At 63.6% G+C, this 16,450-nt stretch carries 14 protein-coding genes; 8 read left to right on the top strand and 6 right to left on the bottom strand.

Annotation, left to right across the window (positions count from 1 at the left end):
• Window positions 1–28: 28 nt before the first annotated feature.
• Window positions 29–1,348, bottom strand: a complete 1,320-nt coding sequence (locus V3314_RS05000) for an OprD family porin (RefSeq protein ID WP_046614512.1) — start codon at window positions 1,346–1,348, stop codon at window positions 29–31.
• Between the two features lie 503 nt (window positions 1,349–1,851).
• Here V3314_RS05000 and V3314_RS04995 point away from each other — a divergent pair.
• Window positions 1,852–3,930, top strand: a complete 2,079-nt coding sequence (locus V3314_RS04995) for a TonB-dependent siderophore receptor (protein WP_338459979.1) — start codon at window positions 1,852–1,854, stop codon at window positions 3,928–3,930.
• 133 nt (window positions 3,931–4,063) lie between these two features.
• Here the strand turns inward: V3314_RS04995 and V3314_RS04990 are convergent, their stop codons facing one another.
• Together V3314_RS04990 and aguA are read right to left on the bottom strand one after the other, a co-directional pair.
• The gene (locus tag V3314_RS04990) at window positions 4,064–4,261 is read right to left on the bottom strand and encodes a hypothetical protein (RefSeq protein ID WP_080563721.1); all 198 of its coding nucleotides are present in this window, start codon (window positions 4,259–4,261) and stop codon (window positions 4,064–4,066) included.
• Between the two features lie 184 nt (window positions 4,262–4,445).
• Entirely contained in the window at window positions 4,446–5,552 is a 1,107-nt protein-coding gene (gene aguA / locus V3314_RS04985) for an agmatine deiminase (RefSeq protein ID WP_046614514.1), read from the bottom strand.
• Window positions 5,553–5,831: 279 nt separating this feature from the next.
• On the opposite strand from aguA, the gene rfbC reads away from it, so the two are divergent.
• From rfbC to V3314_RS04965, 4 genes are read left to right on the top strand one after another with little or no spacing between them, the layout of a single operon-like run.
• The gene (gene rfbC, locus V3314_RS04980) at window positions 5,832–6,377 is read left to right on the top strand and encodes a dTDP-4-dehydrorhamnose 3,5-epimerase (RefSeq protein ID WP_046614515.1); all 546 of its coding nucleotides are present in this window, start codon (window positions 5,832–5,834) and stop codon (window positions 6,375–6,377) included.
• Between the two features lie 42 nt (window positions 6,378–6,419).
• The gene (locus V3314_RS04975; protein ID WP_046614516.1) at window positions 6,420–8,234 is read left to right on the top strand and encodes an ATP-binding protein; all 1,815 of its coding nucleotides are present in this window, start codon (window positions 6,420–6,422) and stop codon (window positions 8,232–8,234) included.
• Window positions 8,231–9,637 (top strand): sigma-54 dependent transcriptional regulator, encoded by a 1,407-nt coding sequence (locus V3314_RS04970; protein WP_108480022.1) that lies wholly within the window; start codon window positions 8,231–8,233, stop codon window positions 9,635–9,637. The genes V3314_RS04975 and V3314_RS04970 overlap by 4 nt, the downstream gene beginning before the upstream one ends.
• Window positions 9,637–10,092 carry a YiiD C-terminal domain-containing protein gene (locus V3314_RS04965; RefSeq protein ID WP_046614518.1) on the top strand — a complete coding sequence of 152 codons (456 nt, stop codon included), beginning with the start codon at window positions 9,637–9,639 and terminating at the stop codon, window positions 10,090–10,092. The genes V3314_RS04970 and V3314_RS04965 overlap by 1 nt, the downstream gene beginning before the upstream one ends.
• 213 nt (window positions 10,093–10,305) lie before the next feature.
• On the opposite strand, the gene cysQ is transcribed toward V3314_RS04965, so the two are convergent.
• Together cysQ and nudE are read right to left on the bottom strand one after the other, a co-directional pair.
• Entirely contained in the window at window positions 10,306–11,124 is an 819-nt protein-coding gene (cysQ, locus tag V3314_RS04960; protein ID WP_338459978.1) for a 3'(2'),5'-bisphosphate nucleotidase CysQ, read from the bottom strand.
• Entirely contained in the window at window positions 11,121–11,687 is a 567-nt protein-coding gene (gene nudE / locus V3314_RS04955) for an ADP compounds hydrolase NudE (protein ID WP_015268611.1), read from the bottom strand. Before nudE ends, cysQ begins: the two co-directional genes overlap by 4 nt.
• 64 nt (window positions 11,688–11,751) lie before the next feature.
• Here nudE and yrfG point away from each other — a divergent pair, with 64 nt between their 5' ends.
• Entirely contained in the window at window positions 11,752–12,414 is a 663-nt protein-coding gene (gene yrfG, locus V3314_RS04950; protein ID WP_153671294.1) for a GMP/IMP nucleotidase, read from the top strand.
• A 112-nt stretch (window positions 12,415–12,526) separates the two neighbouring features.
• Here the strand turns inward: yrfG and lysM are convergent, their stop codons facing one another.
• On the bottom strand, window positions 12,527–12,967 hold the full coding sequence (lysM, locus tag V3314_RS04945; RefSeq protein WP_046614521.1) for a peptidoglycan-binding protein LysM: 441 nt from the start codon (window positions 12,965–12,967) through the stop codon (window positions 12,527–12,529).
• 186 nt (window positions 12,968–13,153) lie between these two features.
• Between lysM and fdhD the strand changes: the two genes are divergently transcribed.
• Window positions 13,154–13,984 carry a formate dehydrogenase accessory sulfurtransferase FdhD gene (fdhD, locus tag V3314_RS04940; protein ID WP_046614522.1) on the top strand — a complete coding sequence of 277 codons (831 nt, stop codon included), beginning with the start codon at window positions 13,154–13,156 and terminating at the stop codon, window positions 13,982–13,984.
• Window positions 13,985–13,989: 5 nt separating this feature from the next.
• On the top strand, window positions 13,990–16,335 hold the full coding sequence (locus V3314_RS04935) for an FdhF/YdeP family oxidoreductase (protein WP_338459977.1): 2,346 nt from the start codon (window positions 13,990–13,992) through the stop codon (window positions 16,333–16,335).
• The last annotated feature ends 115 nt before the right edge of the window (window positions 16,336–16,450 follow it).

Here is a 16,450-nt window from a genome sequence, read left to right as displayed (position 1 = left end):
AAGCAGCCCCTAGGCCATCAGATCAGGATCAGAAGATGCTGATCGGGTACTCGACGAATACGCGGACTTCGTTGCCGTCGTCGTTGTAACCGTTCTGCTGCACGGCGTTGTTGGTACGCACGAACGAGCTACGCAGCTTGATCGACAGGTCCTTGGCCGGGCCGTCCTGCACCACGTAACGGATCTGGTTGAAGATCTCGCGCTCTTTACCTTCACCGAAGCCCTGCGGGTTGGCGACGTTGCGGGTGTTGATGTTGTCACCCACCACGTAGGCCAGCTTGTAGGTCAGGCCCGGGATGCCGTAGGCACCGAAGTCCAGGCCGTAGCCCAGCTGCCAGGAACGCTCGTCTTCGGCGTTGAAGTCGGACCAGTACGAGTTGGCCAGGTAGATGGTCGAACCACCGTCACCCACGCCACCCTCGTTCTGGTACCAGCCGTAGTTGTAGCCGGTGCTGCCGGTGCTGCGCTGGTGGGCGATGGTGAACGAGTGCGCACCGTACGCGTAGGTGGCTGCCAGGCTCCAGATGGTGTTGGAGTCGCCGTTCAGGCCAGCGGATTTCACGAACTTGTCGTCGATGTCCGACTTGTAGCCGTTGAAGTCCAGGGTCAGGGACTGGTCGCTGGCGATCGGGAAGACGTAGTTCAGGCCCAGGTAGTGCTTCTTCATCACGTCTTCGTTGTCGGCGGTGTACAGCGAAGCGGTGAAGTTGTCGGTGAACTTGTAGCTGCCACCAAGGACGTTGATCGACTTCAGGCCACCACCGTCACGGCGCTCGGCGCTCTTGCGCGCTTCCTGGGTGAAGCGACCGGCGTTCAGTTCCAGGCCCTGGATCTCTTTGGAGGTGATCAGGGTACCGGTGAAGCTTTCTGGCAGCAGACGCGCGTCGTCGTACTGCAGCACTGGCAGTGCCGGCATCTGGTCACCGTACTTGAGCACGGTGTTGGAGATGCGGAACTTCACAGCAGCGCCACCACGGGCCAGGTTGTGCGGCGAGTTGGCGTTGCCGTTCTCGTCCTTGAAGTCCGAAGGCTTGAAGAAGTCGACACCGGCGCCACCGTTGTGGCCCTTGCCGCCGTCCAGACGCACGGCATACAGGCCGAATGCATCGACGCCGACACCGACGGTGCCCTGGGTGAAGCCGGAGGAGAAGTTGGCGATGACGCCCTGGCCCCATTCGATCTGGTCGTCGGTGCCGTGCTTCTTGTCACGATTGATATAGGCATTACGCAGCAGGACGTTGGCGTGGCTGTCCTCGATGAAGCCTTTGCTGTCGGCCTGATCATTGGCCTGTGCCTGGGTCGCGGCGACCATCGCCAGGGCGACCAGGCTGATCCTGGTTTTCAACATGTTGTTTTCCTTATTTCTTAATCAAAAACGCTTGCAATATGACGCCAGGAACCAACGCCCCTTCGTAGGTTCGACGCTATGCGGATCCAGACTGGAAGGCCTGCCGGTAATCACACGGCGGCCTCTGGCAGCAGCATGGCCAAGATCATGGCCAGCAGGCGTTGGCCGAATCCTAGCCGTGTGCGATTACAAATGTCAAAAAGTCGTGAAATGCAGGTTGATATAACCAAAATAGCCCGCGTGTCTGGTGCATTTCCATGCGGGTTTGCGCTATCAGCGGACAATTTATCTTGTGTGGGAAATCGCCTTTTGATCGAACGGACAATTTCCTGTGAGGACGCTTTCGCAGCTCAAGGCTGCTCCTACAGGGAAATGCGGCGCGGCAGAGAGCGAAACAAACTGACACAGATGTAATGACAACCCTTTACAAATACCCAAGCAAGAGCAAATAACAAGCATTACCATCCGCATCTCTTTTTCACCTGCTCGATCCGGATGTGCCCATGCTTGTACCCTGCCGTCTTTTAACCCTTACCCTTGGCCTGCCGCTGCTGTGCGGCGCCGGCCTGGCCAGTGCCGCCACCACCACTCTGCCGGAACTGTCGGTGACCGCCGACAGCGAGCGCGAAGAGGACAACCCGCGGGTCAAGGAGGTAAGCACCGCGACCCGCACCTCGACGCCAGTACGCTATGTGCCGCAGGCCATCGACACGGTAAAGACCGTCAACGTGCTGGATTACGGCAGCAACACCCTGGGCAAGGCGCTGGAAGGCATCCCCAACGTCAGCAGCGGTGCCGACACCCGCTTCGACAGCGTGCGCATCCGCGGCTTCGAAGCCAGCAACGACTTCTATCTGGACGGCATTCGCGACGACAGCCAGTACATCCGCGACCTGCATAACATCGAGCGGGTCGAAGTGCTCAAGGGGCCGGCAGCGGTGCTTTATGGCCGTGGCAGCCAGGGCGGTATCGTCAACCGGGTGAGCAAGGCGCCGGAGCACGGCCGCCGTTCGAGCATCGAGGCGCAGGCCGGCAGCGAGGACCTGCGCAGCCTGTATGCCGACCTCAGTGCCGACCCCAGCGATACCGTCAGCCTGCGCCTGAACATGGGCAACCAGGACAACAACAGCTTCCGCGACGGCATCGACGGCAGCCGCCAACTGTTCGCCCCGTCGATCAGCTGGCAGGTCACCCCCGACCTGAACTGGCTGGTGCAATACGAATACAGCCGCTACAACCGCACCCCGGACCGTGGCATTCCCGGGGTCAACGGCCGCCCGGCCGATGTCAGCCGCAGCACCACCTATGGCGACACCCAGCGCGACTACATCGACGACCGCGCCCAGTCGCTGCGCTCGCGCCTGAACTACCAGCTGAACGAAACCTGGCAGTTGCGCCATACCTTGGGTCTGTTCAAGCTCGACAGTGAGTTCGACAACACCTACGTCACGGGCTACGACGCCAGCACCGACACCTTGACCCGCCAGCGCTGGCAACAGGACCTGAACACCCGCAACCTGTTCAACACCCTGGAAGCCGAGGGCGACTTCGACACCCTGGGCCTGGAGCACAAGCTATTGCTGGGCCTGGAATTCGGCAACCAGAAGCGCGACCCGGTGCTGTACAAAGCGGTCGACCAGAAACTGCAGGGCCTGGGCAAGCCCGGCCGCAACCACCAGCTCAATGGCCCAATGACGTTGTTTAGTGACAACCATACCGTGGTCGATAGCCGCGGCCTTTATCTGCAAGACCAGATCCGCCTGAACGATCAGTGGCAGGTTCTTGCCGGCGTACGCTTCGACCAGTTCGACGTGCAGACCACCAACAAGGATGGCGTGCGCGAAACACAGGACAGCAACAGCACCAGCCCACGCCTGGGTGTGGTCTACACACCGTGGCGCGACCATTCGTTCTACGTCTCGTGGAGCAAGACATTCTCGCCGGTTGGCGGCGGTCTGATCGGTATCACCCCGGCCGCAAAGGGCAACGGTAACGACGCCAAGCCGGAAGAAACCCGCCAGAAGGAAATCGGCGTGAAGAGCGACTGGCTCGACCAGCGTCTGACCACCACTCTGGCCATCTACGAGCTGGAACTGTACAACCGCCGCACCCGCGACCCGCTTGTCCCGGAAAACATCTTGCTCAGCGGCTTGCAGCGTTCGCGTGGTATCGAACTGACCGCCACCGGCAACATCGTTGGCAACTGGTACGTGCGCGGTGGCATCGGCCTGCAGGACGCGACCATCGTCAAGGACAACAACGGCCAGGAAGGCAACCGCATCAATGATGTGGCCAAGCGCAACGGCAGCCTGTTCGTGACCTGGAAACCGGAACTGGGCTGGTACGCCGAAACCGGCCTGACGCTGGTGGGCGAGCGTTATGCGGACAACCAGAACACCACGGTGCTACCGGGGTATGGCCGCTGGGATGCATTGGCTGGGTACCGCACGCATGACTGGGATGTGCGAGCGGCGCTGAGCAACATCGCCGACAAGACCTACTACAGCTCTGCGACCAGTGCGGCGCAGATCCAGGTAGGTGACCCCCGTAGCCTGGTGGTGACTGGCAGCTACAGCTTCTGATCTCTAGCGCCTGTGCCGGCCTCTTCGCGGGCTCGCCCGCTCCCACAGGGGCACCACATGCCTCGAAGCCTGTGAAGTACCTGTGGGAGCGGGCATGCCCGCGAAGAGGCCGGTACAGGTAATACCGATTCGATCAGTGCCACACCGCCATCAGCGCCTGCATTTCTGCTTCGCTGATCAGCCCTTGGGGATATCGTCCGGCAAGCAGACGTCGTGGGTCGGTCGTCCTGACCCTGATGCTTCCATGGTGTTTCAACCACTTCGCCACAAGCCTGAGCGATTGGTGATTCACTGCCGATGGGCGCAAAGCCGACTCACTTGCTGCGTTCATTTCTACACGTACTCCCTGGCCCGTGAGCGGCTAATTTACGTAAGGATTGTTACAGATCCGAGAGTTCGGCATGGCCGAGCTATCTGACTGAAAACAATACAAAACGTATGCCAGCACAGGCCTGAGGACAGCCTTGGAAACAAAAAGGCCCGTCATCCGACGGGCCCCTTCATTCACCGTGCGCTCAACGCTTGACCGGCGCCGGCTGCTGCTGGGTCAGGCAGTGAATGTTGCCACCGCCCAACAACAGCTCGCGACCGGGGATCATCACAACCTCGTGGTCGGGGAAGATCTTCGCCAGGATCGCTCTGGCCTCGGCATCTGCCGGGTCGTCGAAGCTTGGCGCGATGATGCCGCCGTTGACGATCAGGAAGTTCACGTACGAGCCGGCCAGGCGCACCGACGGGTCACGCTCCTGGCTGCCAGCCACCTGATCGACACCGGCACACTCTTCGGCGGTGGCGAACAGCGGGCCCGGGATCGGCATCTTGTGCACGATGAACTCACGGCCCTTGGCATCGCGGGTGTTTTTCAGCACCTCCATGGCGGCATGGCAACGTGCATAGTTGGGGTCGTTGGAATCATCGGTCCAGGCCAGTAACACTTCGCCCGGGCGCACGTAACAGCAGAAGTTGTCGACGTGGCCGTCAGTCTCGTCGTTGTACAGGCCATCCGGCAGCCAGACCACGGTGTCCACCGCCAGATGGTCGCGCAGCACCGCTTCGATCTGCTCGCGGTTCAGGTGCGGATTGCGGTTGCGGTTGAGCAGGCACTCCTCGGTGGTGATCACGGTACCTTCACCGTCCACGTGGATCGAGCCGCCCTCGAGCACGAAGCCTTCGGTCTGGTAGCGCTGGCAGCGTTCCATTTCCAGGACCTTGGCTGCCAGCTCCTCGTCGCGGTTCCACGGTGCGTACAGGCCGCCATCGAAGCCGCCCCAGGCATTGAAGCCCCAGTCCACGCCACGCACCTCACCCTGGTCGTTGATGACGAAGGTCGGGCCGGTGTCGCGCACCCAGGCGTCGTCGTTGCTGATCTCGACCACGCGGATGTTCGGCTGGTCGAGCTGACGACGGGCATTTTCGTACTGGCCAGCGGAGACCGCGACGGTTACCGGCTCGAAGCGGGCAATGGCCTTGGCCAGTGTCACATGGGCAGCCTGCGCCGGCTTGCCGCCCAGGCGCCAGTTGTCAGGGCGCTCCGGCCAGACCATCCACACCTGGGTTTGCGGGGCCCACTCGGCGGGCATGTGGAAACCATCGGCACGGGGAGTGGAGTTGAGGGTTTTCATGATTGACCTCTGTGATGGCCCTGAGCCGGACTGTGCTGGGGCGTTTGTCAATTTATAACCGATATATATCGATATTTGAAGCCCGATAATCGGGAAATCTACGACCGGATACTGCCAATAAATCGATAACAATCGAAACATACGCAACCTTGGTCGAGAATCAAAGCGGCACGACCTCTACCATAGCCAGCCCTTGTGAACGCCGTTGAAGCCCAAGGCGGAAAAAACGGCCAGACCGGCTAGGGTCAATACATGAGCAGAACGGGCCAGCGAACCGCCATGAACATCATCCCTACCGCGATCCCCGAAGTACTGATCATCGAGCCGAAGATTTTTGCTGACAGCCGTGGTTTTTTCTTCGAGGCGTTCAACGCTCGTGAGTTCGCCCGGCAAACCGGCGTGAATGTCGAGTTCGTCCAGGACAACCACTCGAGCTCCATCAAGGGTGTGCTGCGTGGTCTGCACTACCAGGTGGAAAACACCCAAGGCAAGCTGGTGCGCGTGGTGCAGGGGGAAATCCGTGATATTGCCGTGGACGTGCGCAAAAGCTCGCCAACCTTCGGCCAATGGGTCGCGGTGCAGCTGTCGGCCGACAACCATCGCCAGTTGTGGATTCCGCCCGGCTTCGCCCATGGCTTTGCGGTGATGAGCGAGTCGGCCGAGTTTCTCTACAAGACCACCGACTACTACAACCCGGGCGCCGACCGCTGCATCCGCTGGGATGACCCGACGCTGGCCATCGACTGGGGGCTGCAGCAGCCACCAGTGCTGTCGGACAAGGACAAGCTCGGCCTGCCACTGGCAGAGGCGGAACTGCTGCCTTAACTAGCGCATAATTGCGGCAGACTTTTCTGGCGCCTTTACGTGATGATTGCAAAACCCACGCCCCCACGCCGTCCCCGCTGGCGCAGCCTGGCCCTGTTGGCCCTGTGCCTGGCCCCGTTACTGTGGCCCCTGCACCATCTGGCCGAACGCTACTACCAGGAAGAACTGGCCTCGCAGAACCGCCAGACCCTCGACCTGTACGTCGCCAACCTGCTCGGTACCCTGCACCGCTACGAAACCTTGCCGCAAATACTCGGCGACCTGCCGGCCCTGCGCGGGGTGCTGGCCGACCCGTTCCGCCTGGAAGCGGTGACCAACGCCAACCGCCTGCTCAAGGACATCGTCCAGCAGACCGGCGCCGAGGTGATGTACCTGATGGACATCAGCGGCAACACCCTGGCCGCATCCAACTGGGACAAGCGCGACAGCTTCGTTGGCCGCAACTTCGCCTTCCGTCCCTACTTCAACGAAGCCATGGCCGGCCGCCTGGGGCGCTTTTTCGGCCAGGGCACCACGTCGGCCAAGCGCGGCTACTTCTTTGCCGCCGCCGTGCGTGACCGTGAACGCATCGTTGGCGTACTGGTAGTCAAGGTCGACCTCGACCACACCGAAACCCTGTGGGGTCGCACACCCGAGCAGCTGTTGCTGACCGACCACAATGGCGTGGTCATCCTGACCTCCCGGCCCGACTGGCGCTTCCGTGCGACCCGCGCACTGACCGAGGCCGAGCGCCAGGCCATCATCGCCATTCAGCCCTACCCGACCCAGGCCCCGCAGCCGCTGGTGCTCAACCAGGACGCCTGGATCAGCCAGACCCGCGATATCAAGGAAACCGGCTGGCAGGTCAGCATCCTCGCCCCGCGCATGCTGGTCGACCGTTCGGTGCAAACCGTGATGGCCATCGGCGCTGGCACCCTATTGGTGCTTATGCTGCTGGCCGGCCTGGTGATGCAGCGGCGCCGTCATTACATCGACCGCATCGACTTCGAGGCACGTGGCCGCCAGGAGCTGGAAAAACGCGTAGCCGAGCGCACCGCCGATCTCGAAGGCCTGAACACCCGGCTCAAGAGCGCCGTGCTGGAGCGCGAGAACGCCCAGCAGGAGGCCGTGCGCGCGCAGGACGAACTGGTGCAGGCCGGCAAGCTGTCGGTACTCGGCACCATGTCGGCCAGCATCAGCCACGAACTCAACCAGCCGCTGGCCGCCATCCGCAGCTACGCGGAAAACGCAGAGATCCTGCTTGACCACCAGCGTACCGAAGACGCCCGCGGCAACCTCAAGCTGATCGGCGAGCTGACCGGGCGCATGGCCTCGATCATCGCCCACCTGCGCGCCTTCGCCCGTCGTGACCGCCATGCCCCGGAGAGCGTGGCCCTGCAGCCGGCCCTGGACGATGCCCTGGCGCTGCTGGCCAAGCGCCGCCGGGCAATGGCCGTCGAGCTGATCCGCGACCTGCCGGAAGCCACCTTGTGGGTACAGGCCGGCGAGACCCGCCTGCGCCAGGTGCTCGGCAACCTTCTGGCCAATGCCCTCGACGCCCTGACCGAGAAGGCCAACCCGCGCCGCCTGTGGCTAAGTGCCGAGCAGCGCGATGACTGCGTCTACCTGTACATTCGCGACAACGGCCCCGGCTTCAGCCGCCAGGCCCTGGAGCACGCCAAGGAGCCGTTCTTCACCACCAAGACCCGCACCCAGGGCCTGGGCCTGGGCCTGGCCATCTGCGAAAGCCTGATGCGCGCCCTGGGCGGTGAGCTGCTGCTGGCCAACCACCCGGAGGGTGGCGCACTGCTGACCCTGCAGCTGCGCGTGGCCGCGCCTGGCGCTACTTTGCCCAATTCGGAGGACCCCTCGGCATGACCACCGAGACACTGATCGACAGCCGAGCCCAGATCATCCTGGTCGATGATGACCCGCACCTGCGCCAGGCACTGAGCCAGACCCTGGACCTGGCCGGGCTCAAGGTGGTCGCCCTGGCCGATGCCCAGGGCCTGGCCGAACGCATTGAGGCCGACTGGCCCGGCGTGGTGGTCAGCGACATCCGCATGCCGGGCATCGATGGCCTGCAGCTGCTGGAACAACTGCATGGCCGTGACAACGAACTGCCGGTGCTGCTGATCACCGGCCACGGCGATGTACCGCTGGCGGTGCAAGCGATGCGCGCCGGCGCTTACGATTTCCTGGAAAAGCCCTTTGCCAGCGACGCCCTGCTGGACAGCGTGCGTCGCGCCCTGGCCCTGCGCCGCCTGGTACTGGACAACCGCAGCCTGCGCCTGGCCCTGAGCGACCGCCAGCAACTGGCCACCCGCCTGGTGGGCCAGTCGCCGTCCATGCAGCGCCTGCGCGAGCAGATCGGCGCCCTGGCCGGCACCCGCGCCGATGTGCTGATCCTGGGTGAGACCGGTGCCGGCAAAGAGGTGGTGGCCCGTGCCCTGCACGACCTGTCCAGCCGCCGCGACGGGCCGTTCGTGGCGATCAATGCCGGCGCACTGGCCGAGTCTGTGGTCGAAAGCGAGCTGTTCGGCCATGAGCCCGGGGCGTTCACCGGTGCGCAGAAACGCCGCATCGGCAAGTTCGAGTTCGCCAACGGTGGCACGCTGTTCCTCGACGAAATCGAGAGCATGAGCCTGGATGTGCAGGTGAAACTGCTGCGCATGCTGCAGGAACGGGTGGTCGAGCGCCTGGGTGGCAACCAGCTGATCCCGCTGGATATCCGCATCATCGCCGCGACCAAGGAGGACCTGCGCCAGTCAGCCGACCAGGGGCGCTTCCGTGCCGACCTGTATTACCGCCTGAATGTGGCGCCGCTACGTATTCCACCGCTGCGCGAACGTGGCGATGACATCCTGGTGCTGTTCCAGCACTTCGCCGACGCCGCCAGCCAGCGCCATGGCCTGCCGCCACACGCCCTGCAGCCGGCCCAGCGCGCCATGCTGCTGCGTCACGACTGGCCCGGTAACGTACGCGAGCTGCAGAACGCCGCCGAACGTTTCGCCCTTGGCCTGGAACTGGCCCTGGACGGTCAGGCGCCACCTGCGGCAATGCCTGCGGTACCGATGCCGAGCGGCAACCTCAGCGAACAGGTCGAGCAGTTCGAACGCTCGCTGATCGCGGCCGAACTGGCCCAGCCACACAGCTCCATGCGCAGCCTGGCCGAGGCGCTGGGCATCCCCCGCAAGACCCTGCACGACAAGCTGCGCAAGCATGGCTTGAGCTTCGACGGCGGTAGCGGCGGGCATGACGATCAAGAGGACAACCGTTAATGAATACCGAAAGCCAGCACCTTCAGTCCGTCCTGCACGGCGACATCCCCCTGACCCGCGAAATGGGCCTGGAAGTGCTTGATTGGCAGCAGCACACCCTGCGCCTGCAATTGCCGCTGGCGGCCAACGTCAACCACAAGAGCACCATGTTCGGCGGCAGCCTGTACTGCGCCGCGGTGCTGGTGGGGTGGGGCTGGCTGCACCTGCGCTTGCGCGAGTTGGGGATCGATGACGGACATATCGTCATCCAGGAAGGGCAGATCAGTTATCCGCTGCCGGTTACCGGGGCGGCGGTGGCGCGCTGTGCGGCGCCGGATGAAAAGACCTGGGAGCGGTTCTTGACCATGTACCAGCGCCGCGGGCGGGCACGGTTGACGCTGGAGACCACGGTGAGCAATGCCGGTAGTGACGAGCCTGCTGTTACCTTCAGCGGCCAGTACGTGCTGCACCGCTGACCGCGGGCAAGTACTGATGCCAGTCAGTTAGTGCTGTTGGGTCTGCTGCGCAGCCCATCGCCGGCAAGCCAGCTCCCACAGGTGCAGCGCCATGCTGAAGGTCTGCGCAGTACTTGTGGGAGCTGGCTTGCCGGCGATGGGCCGCAAAGCGGCCCCGGCGATATAGGCGGCGAAGCTGAAGTCCTCAGCTCCAACAGAGTGTGATGATACCCGTCAGATCAGGCTCAGGAAGGCTTGCCGCCAGGCAGCATTTGCCGGCAACGCCAGGAAATGCGGGTTAAGCAACGACTCCTGCGCTGGGTACCGGAACGGCAAGCCATCCAGCCCGATTACCTCCCCACCAGCCCCTTCCACCACGCCCTGCGCCGCCGCGGTATCCCACTGCGAGGTCGGTGCCAGGCGCGGATAGCAGTCGGCGCTGCCCTCGGCCAGCAGGCAGAACTTCAAAGAACTACCGATATTAGCCAGCTCCAGCTCACCCACCGCAGCCCCCAACCCGGCCAATAACGCTTCCTGTTCCGGGCTGGAATGGCGACGGCTGGCGACCACGGTGAAACGCGCACCCGCCGGCGGCGCGTTGCGTACCTGGATCGCCTGGGCGGCCTCACCCGCTTCGGCACGCCAGGCGCCCAACCCGCGACCACCGAAGTAACAGCGCCCGTTGGTCGGCATGGAAACCACGCCAAACACCACCTCACCGTTTTCGACCAGGGCGATGTTGACCGTAAATTCCTCGCTGCCGGTGATGAATTCCTTGGTGCCGTCCAGCGGGTCGACCAGCCACCAGCGGCTCCAACCCTGACGCTCGACCAGCGGAATGTTGCAGTCCTCTTCGGACAGCACCGGGATCTGCGGCGCCAGCGCCAGCAGTCCATCGGCAATCACCCGGTGCGCCGCCAGGTCGGCGGCGGTGACCGGCGAATCGTCGGCCTTGTTGGTCACGGCCACATCGGCGCGCCAGAACGGCAAGATCGCGTCCCCCGCCAACAGGGCCAGCTTGACCACTTCGTACATCAATTGCAGGTCGTTCATGCTTCCAGCAGCCCCCGCTGAATCAGCAGGTCACGCGCCAGGTACAGCGCCGCCAGCGCACGCCCCTCGGTAAACTGCGGGTGCATGGCCAGGGCCGAGAGTTCGCGCAGGTTGACCTTGTCGACCCGCATCGGCTCCGGCTCGTCGCCCTCCAGGCGCTCCTCGTACAGGTCGCTGGCCAGCACCACCTGGATCTTCTGGCTCATGTAGCCCGGCGACAGCGACAGCTCGGTCAGGTGCTCCAGCTGGCGCGCGCCAAAACCGGCTTCTTCCTTGAGCTCCCGGTCGGCTGCCGCCAGCACGTCCTCGCCCGGCTCGATCAGGCCCTTGGGCAACGACAGCTCGTATTCATCGGTGCCGCCACAATATTCCTCCACCAGCACCGCGTGCTCGGCATCGAGCATGGCCACGATCATCACCGCACCGTAACCATTACCCCGGCCCACTAGGCGCTCGTAGGTACGCTCGTTGCCATTGCTGAAGCGCAATTGCACGGCTTCGACGCGAAACAGGCGGCTGCTGGCGACGATTTCGCGGCTGAGGACGGTGGGTTTCTGGCGCATGGGGCGGCTCCTTGGCGTGAACGGGTTACTATACCGTGGCTTGCCGACTGATCGAGAGTTTCCCATGCCTGTTCTTCCCTGGTCTGCCATCGATACCGTCCTGCTGGACATGGACGGCACCCTGCTCGACCTGCATTACGACAACCGCTTCTGGCTGGACCACCTGCCCCAGCGCTACGCCGAGCTGCACGGGGTGAGCCGGGCAATGGCGGAAATGGAGCTGCAGCCGCTGTTCGAACGCAATGCCGGCACGCTGAACTGGTATTGCCTGGACTTCTGGAGCCGCGAACTGCGGCTGCCGATCCGCGAGCTGAAACAGGAAATCGCCGACCTGATCGCCCTGCGCCCGGATGCCGATACGTTCCTTGCCGCGATCCGCAACGCGGGCAAGCGCGTGGTGATGATCACCAATGCGCACCGGGATTCGCTGTCGCTGAAGCTGGAGCGGGTGGAGCTGGCGCCGTATTTCGAAAGGCTGATCAGCTCGCATGACTATGGCTACCCGAAGGAAAGCCCGCAGTTCTGGGACGCATTGCAGGCGGACATCGGCTTTGAACCGGAGCGCAGCCTGTTCATCGATGACACCCTGGCGATTCTGCGCAGTGCACGACGGTTTGGCGTGGGGCATCTGCTGGCGGTGCGCCAGCCGGATAGCCAGGCAGGGCCGCGGGATACCGAAGAGTTTGCGGCGGTCGAGGATTACCGGGAAATATTGGTAGGCCTGTGAGGGCCCTATCGCCGGCAAGCCAGCTCCCACAGGTACCTCGCAGGTCCTCAGGCCTGTGGTAATCCTGTGGAAGCTGGCTTGCCGGCGATAGGGCCAGTACAGGCTGCAGAGATCAGTCAGGAATACGCAACACCTGCCCCGGATAGATCTTGTCCGGGTGCTTGAGCATCGGTTTGTTGGCCTCGAAGATCTTCTGGTACTTGTTGGGGTCGCCATACACCTTCTTCGAAATGGCACTCAATGTATCGCCCTTCTCCACCGTCACGAACCGTGCGGCCTGGGCCACCGGTCCGGTCACGGTGATCTGGTCATCGACACTGGCCACGCCAGCGACGTTGCCCGCCGCCAGGATGATCTTCTCTTTCTCCTCCTGGCTGGCCACCTCGCCCGTGAGGATGATCTTGTCTCCCTCTACGGTGGCCTTGATATTCGGATTGCCCAGGCCGACACTTTCCACGTGTTTCTTCAACTGCTCTTCGGCATTGGCATTGCCGGGGGTCAGCAGGTCGATCAACTTCTCGCCCGCTTCCTTGACGAAACTGAACAAGCTCATAGCGCTCTCCTTGTTGACGAAACCTCGGACACAGCAGTCTAGGCCAGCTTTTCCCCTGGCGCCCCATGCGACCAATCGACGCGGTCTATCAAGGCATAGACCTTAGCGATTAGACGCCACCGACCCGCACGCCTAGGCTTGTGCTATCTGAAAGCCGCCGATAGCCCCGATGAAAAGTCAGCCCTGATGAACAGCAAACCTCCGGTATGCGCGGCCTCATCGCCCTTGACCATGCCCGCCGCCAGCAACACCTACGATTACGTCCAGCTCAATGACGCCAGACGCGACAGCACGCCCCTGGCCGAAGAAGTGGCCCTGGCCATTGCCTACAACGGCCTCAACCAGGCGGTGATGCTGGTCAGCCCCACCGACCTGGAAGACTTCGCCGTCGGCTTCAGCGTCGGCAGCGGCATTGTCGACGGCACAGCAGAAATCTACGATCTGAAGCTCTCCGGCAGCGGCTCGGCGATGTATGCCGACCTGGAGATTTCCAGCCGAGCGTTCTGGAACCTGAAAAACCAGCGCCGCCAGCTGGCCGGCACCAGTGGTTGTGGCCTGTGCGGGGTCGAAGCACTGGAGCAGGCGCTGCCAGAGCTGGCCGAGCTGCCTGGCGCGCCCTTGCCACCGGCACAATGGTTGGTCGGCCTGCGTGAACGCATCGATGCCTTCCAGCCGCTCGGCCAGCACTGCGGCGCGGTGCATGCGGCGCTGTTCATGGACCGCCACGGCGAACTGCTGCTCGGCCGCGAAGACATCGGCCGGCACAACGCCCTCGACAAGTTGATCGGCGCCCTGCTGCGCCAGGGCATCGACAGCCAGGGTGGCCTGGCCATCGTCACCAGCCGCTGCAGCCTGGAGCTGATCCAGAAGGTGCTGCGGGCCGGTATCCAGACCTTGGTCAGCCTGTCGGCGCCAACCGGCCTTGCCCTGCAATGGGCACGCAAGCACAACCTCAACCTTATCCATCTGCCCAAGCACAGCGCACCGCGGGTCTACAGCCCAGCGGCGGAGTCGTAACAGCCGTGACCTCGTACCAACACCTCCCGAACAACGCCCCAGCCTCTTCCCCTCGCTACAAGCCCTACCACGGCCCCGCCGGTGGCTGGGGCGCGCTGCGCAGCGTAGCCAAGGCCTGGGTGGGCAGCGATAACGCGCTGAAGAACATTCGCGCGCTGCTCAAGACCAACCAGAACGGCGGCTTCGATTGCCCCGGCTGCGCCTGGGGCGACTCGCCGGAAAGCGGCATGGTCAAGTTCTGCGAGAACGGTGCCAAGGCCGTGAACTGGGAGGCGACCAAGCGCCGCGTCGATGCCGCCTTTTTCGCCCGCTACAGCGTCACTTCGCTACTGCAGCAGAGCGACTACTGGCTGGAGTACCAGGGGCGCCTCACCGAGCCGATGGTCTATGACGCACCCAGCGACCGCTACCAGCCAATCAGCTGGGACGCCGCCTTCAACCTGATCGCCCGTGAGCTGAACAAGCTGGCCAGCCCTGACCAGGCCGAGTTCTACACTTCGGGGCGCGCCAGCAACGAAGCGGCGTACCTGTACCAGCTGTTCGTGCGCGCCTACGGCACCAACAACTTCCCCGACTGCTCGAACATGTGCCACGAGGCCAGCGGCGTGGCCTTGGGGCAGAGCATCGGGGTCGGCAAGGGCACCGTCACCTTCGACGACTTCGAGCACGCCGACGCGATTTTCGTCTGGGGCCAGAACCCCGGTACCAACCACCCCCGCATGCTCGACCCGCTGCGCGACGCGGTAAAACGCGGTGCCCAGGTGGTGTGCATCAACCCGCTCAAGGAGCGTGGCCTGGAGCGCTTCCAGCACCCGCAGAACCCGCTGGAAATGCTGACCAACAGCGACCGGCCGACGAACACCGCATTCTTCCGCCCGGCCCTGGGCGGCGACATGGCGCTGCTGCGCGGCATGGCCAAGTTCGTCCTGCAATGGGAACGCGAGGCCCAGGCCAACGGCGAACCAGCAGTCTTCGACCACGCCTTCATTGCCGAACATGGCCATGGCGTCGACGACTACCTGGCGGTAGTGGATGCCACCCCCTGGGAGCACATCCAGGCCCAGTCCGGCCTGGCGCTGGCCGACATCGAACTGGCCGCGCGCATGTATTGCCGTGGCAAGCGGGTGATCATGTGCTGGGCTATGGGTATTACCCAGCACCGCCACTCAGTGCCGACCATCCAGGAAATCGTCAACTTGCAGATGCTGCGCGGCAACATCGGCGTGCCAGGCGCAGGCCTGTGCCCGGTGCGCGGCCACAGCAACGTGCAGGGTGACCGCACCATGGGCATCAATGAGCGCCCGCCGGTGGCCCTGCTGGACGCCATCGAGCAGCGCTTCGGCTTCCCCGTGCCCCGGCACAATGGCCACAACACCGTCGAGGCGATCCACGCCATGCTCGACGGCCGGGCCAAGGTATTCATCGGCCTGGGCGGCAACTTCGCCCAGGCCACGCCGGACACCGAGCGCACCGCCCAGGCACTGAGCAACTGCGAGCTGACCGTGCACATCAGCACCAAACTCAACCGCAGCCACCTGGTACACGGCAAGCAGGCACTGATCCTGCCGTGCCTGGGCCGCACCGACATCGACCTTCAGGCAGAAGGGCCACAGGCGGTAACGGTAGAAGACTCGTTCAGCATGGTCCACGCCTCCAATGGCCAGCTGAAGCCGCTGTCGACGCAGATGCGCTCGGAGCCGGCGGTCATCGCCGGTATCGCCGCCGCCACCCTCGGCAAGAAGCCCGTGGACTGGCACTGGCTGGTAGCTGACTACGACCGTATCCGCGAGCTGATCGGCGACACCATCGCCGGCTTCAGCGGCTTCAACCAGCGCCTGCGCGAGCCGGGCGGTTTCTACCTGGGCAACAGCGCTGCCAGCCGTGAATGGAATACCAGCACCGGCCGCGCAAACTTCAAGGCCAACCTGCTGCCCGACACGCTGATCGACGAGCGTGTACGCGCCAGCGGGCAGGTGCCTGACCTGATCATGCAATCGATGCGCTCGCACGATCAGTACAACACCACCATCTACGGCCTGGACGACCGCTACCGTGGCGTGCGTGGCCAGCGCGAGGTGCTGTTCGCCAACGAAGCCGACATCATCCGCCTGGGCTTCCAGCCGGGGCAGCAGGTCGACATCGTGTCGTTGTGGGGGGATGAGCATGTGCGCCGTGTGCACGGCTTCACTTTACTGGCCTACGACATCCCGGCCGGGCAGGCGGCGGCGTACTATCCGGAGGTGAACCCGCTGGTGCCGCTGGAAAGCATTGGCGATGGCAGCCATACGCCGACGTCGAAGTTCATCGCCATCAAGCTGGAGCGGGCGCGGGACGACGGGCGCATCCTGTAGGAATGGTGTTGGCCTCTTCGCGGGCGTGCCCGCGAAGAGGCCGGAAGCCGTGCCGCCAAAAACGAAAAAAGCCCTGTTCCATCAAGGCTCAGGGCTTCGTCATAAAGGTCTCAGA

Origin of the sequence: Pseudomonas sp. TE3-3-F2023 (assembly GCF_036784815.1) — a bacterium.
In the GTDB taxonomy this organism is placed as follows: Bacteria; Pseudomonadota; Gammaproteobacteria; order Pseudomonadales; family Pseudomonadaceae; genus Aquipseudomonas; species Aquipseudomonas pudica.
The sequence above is the reverse complement of the archived record's forward strand: the minus strand, read 5'-3'. Positions and strand labels throughout refer to the sequence as shown.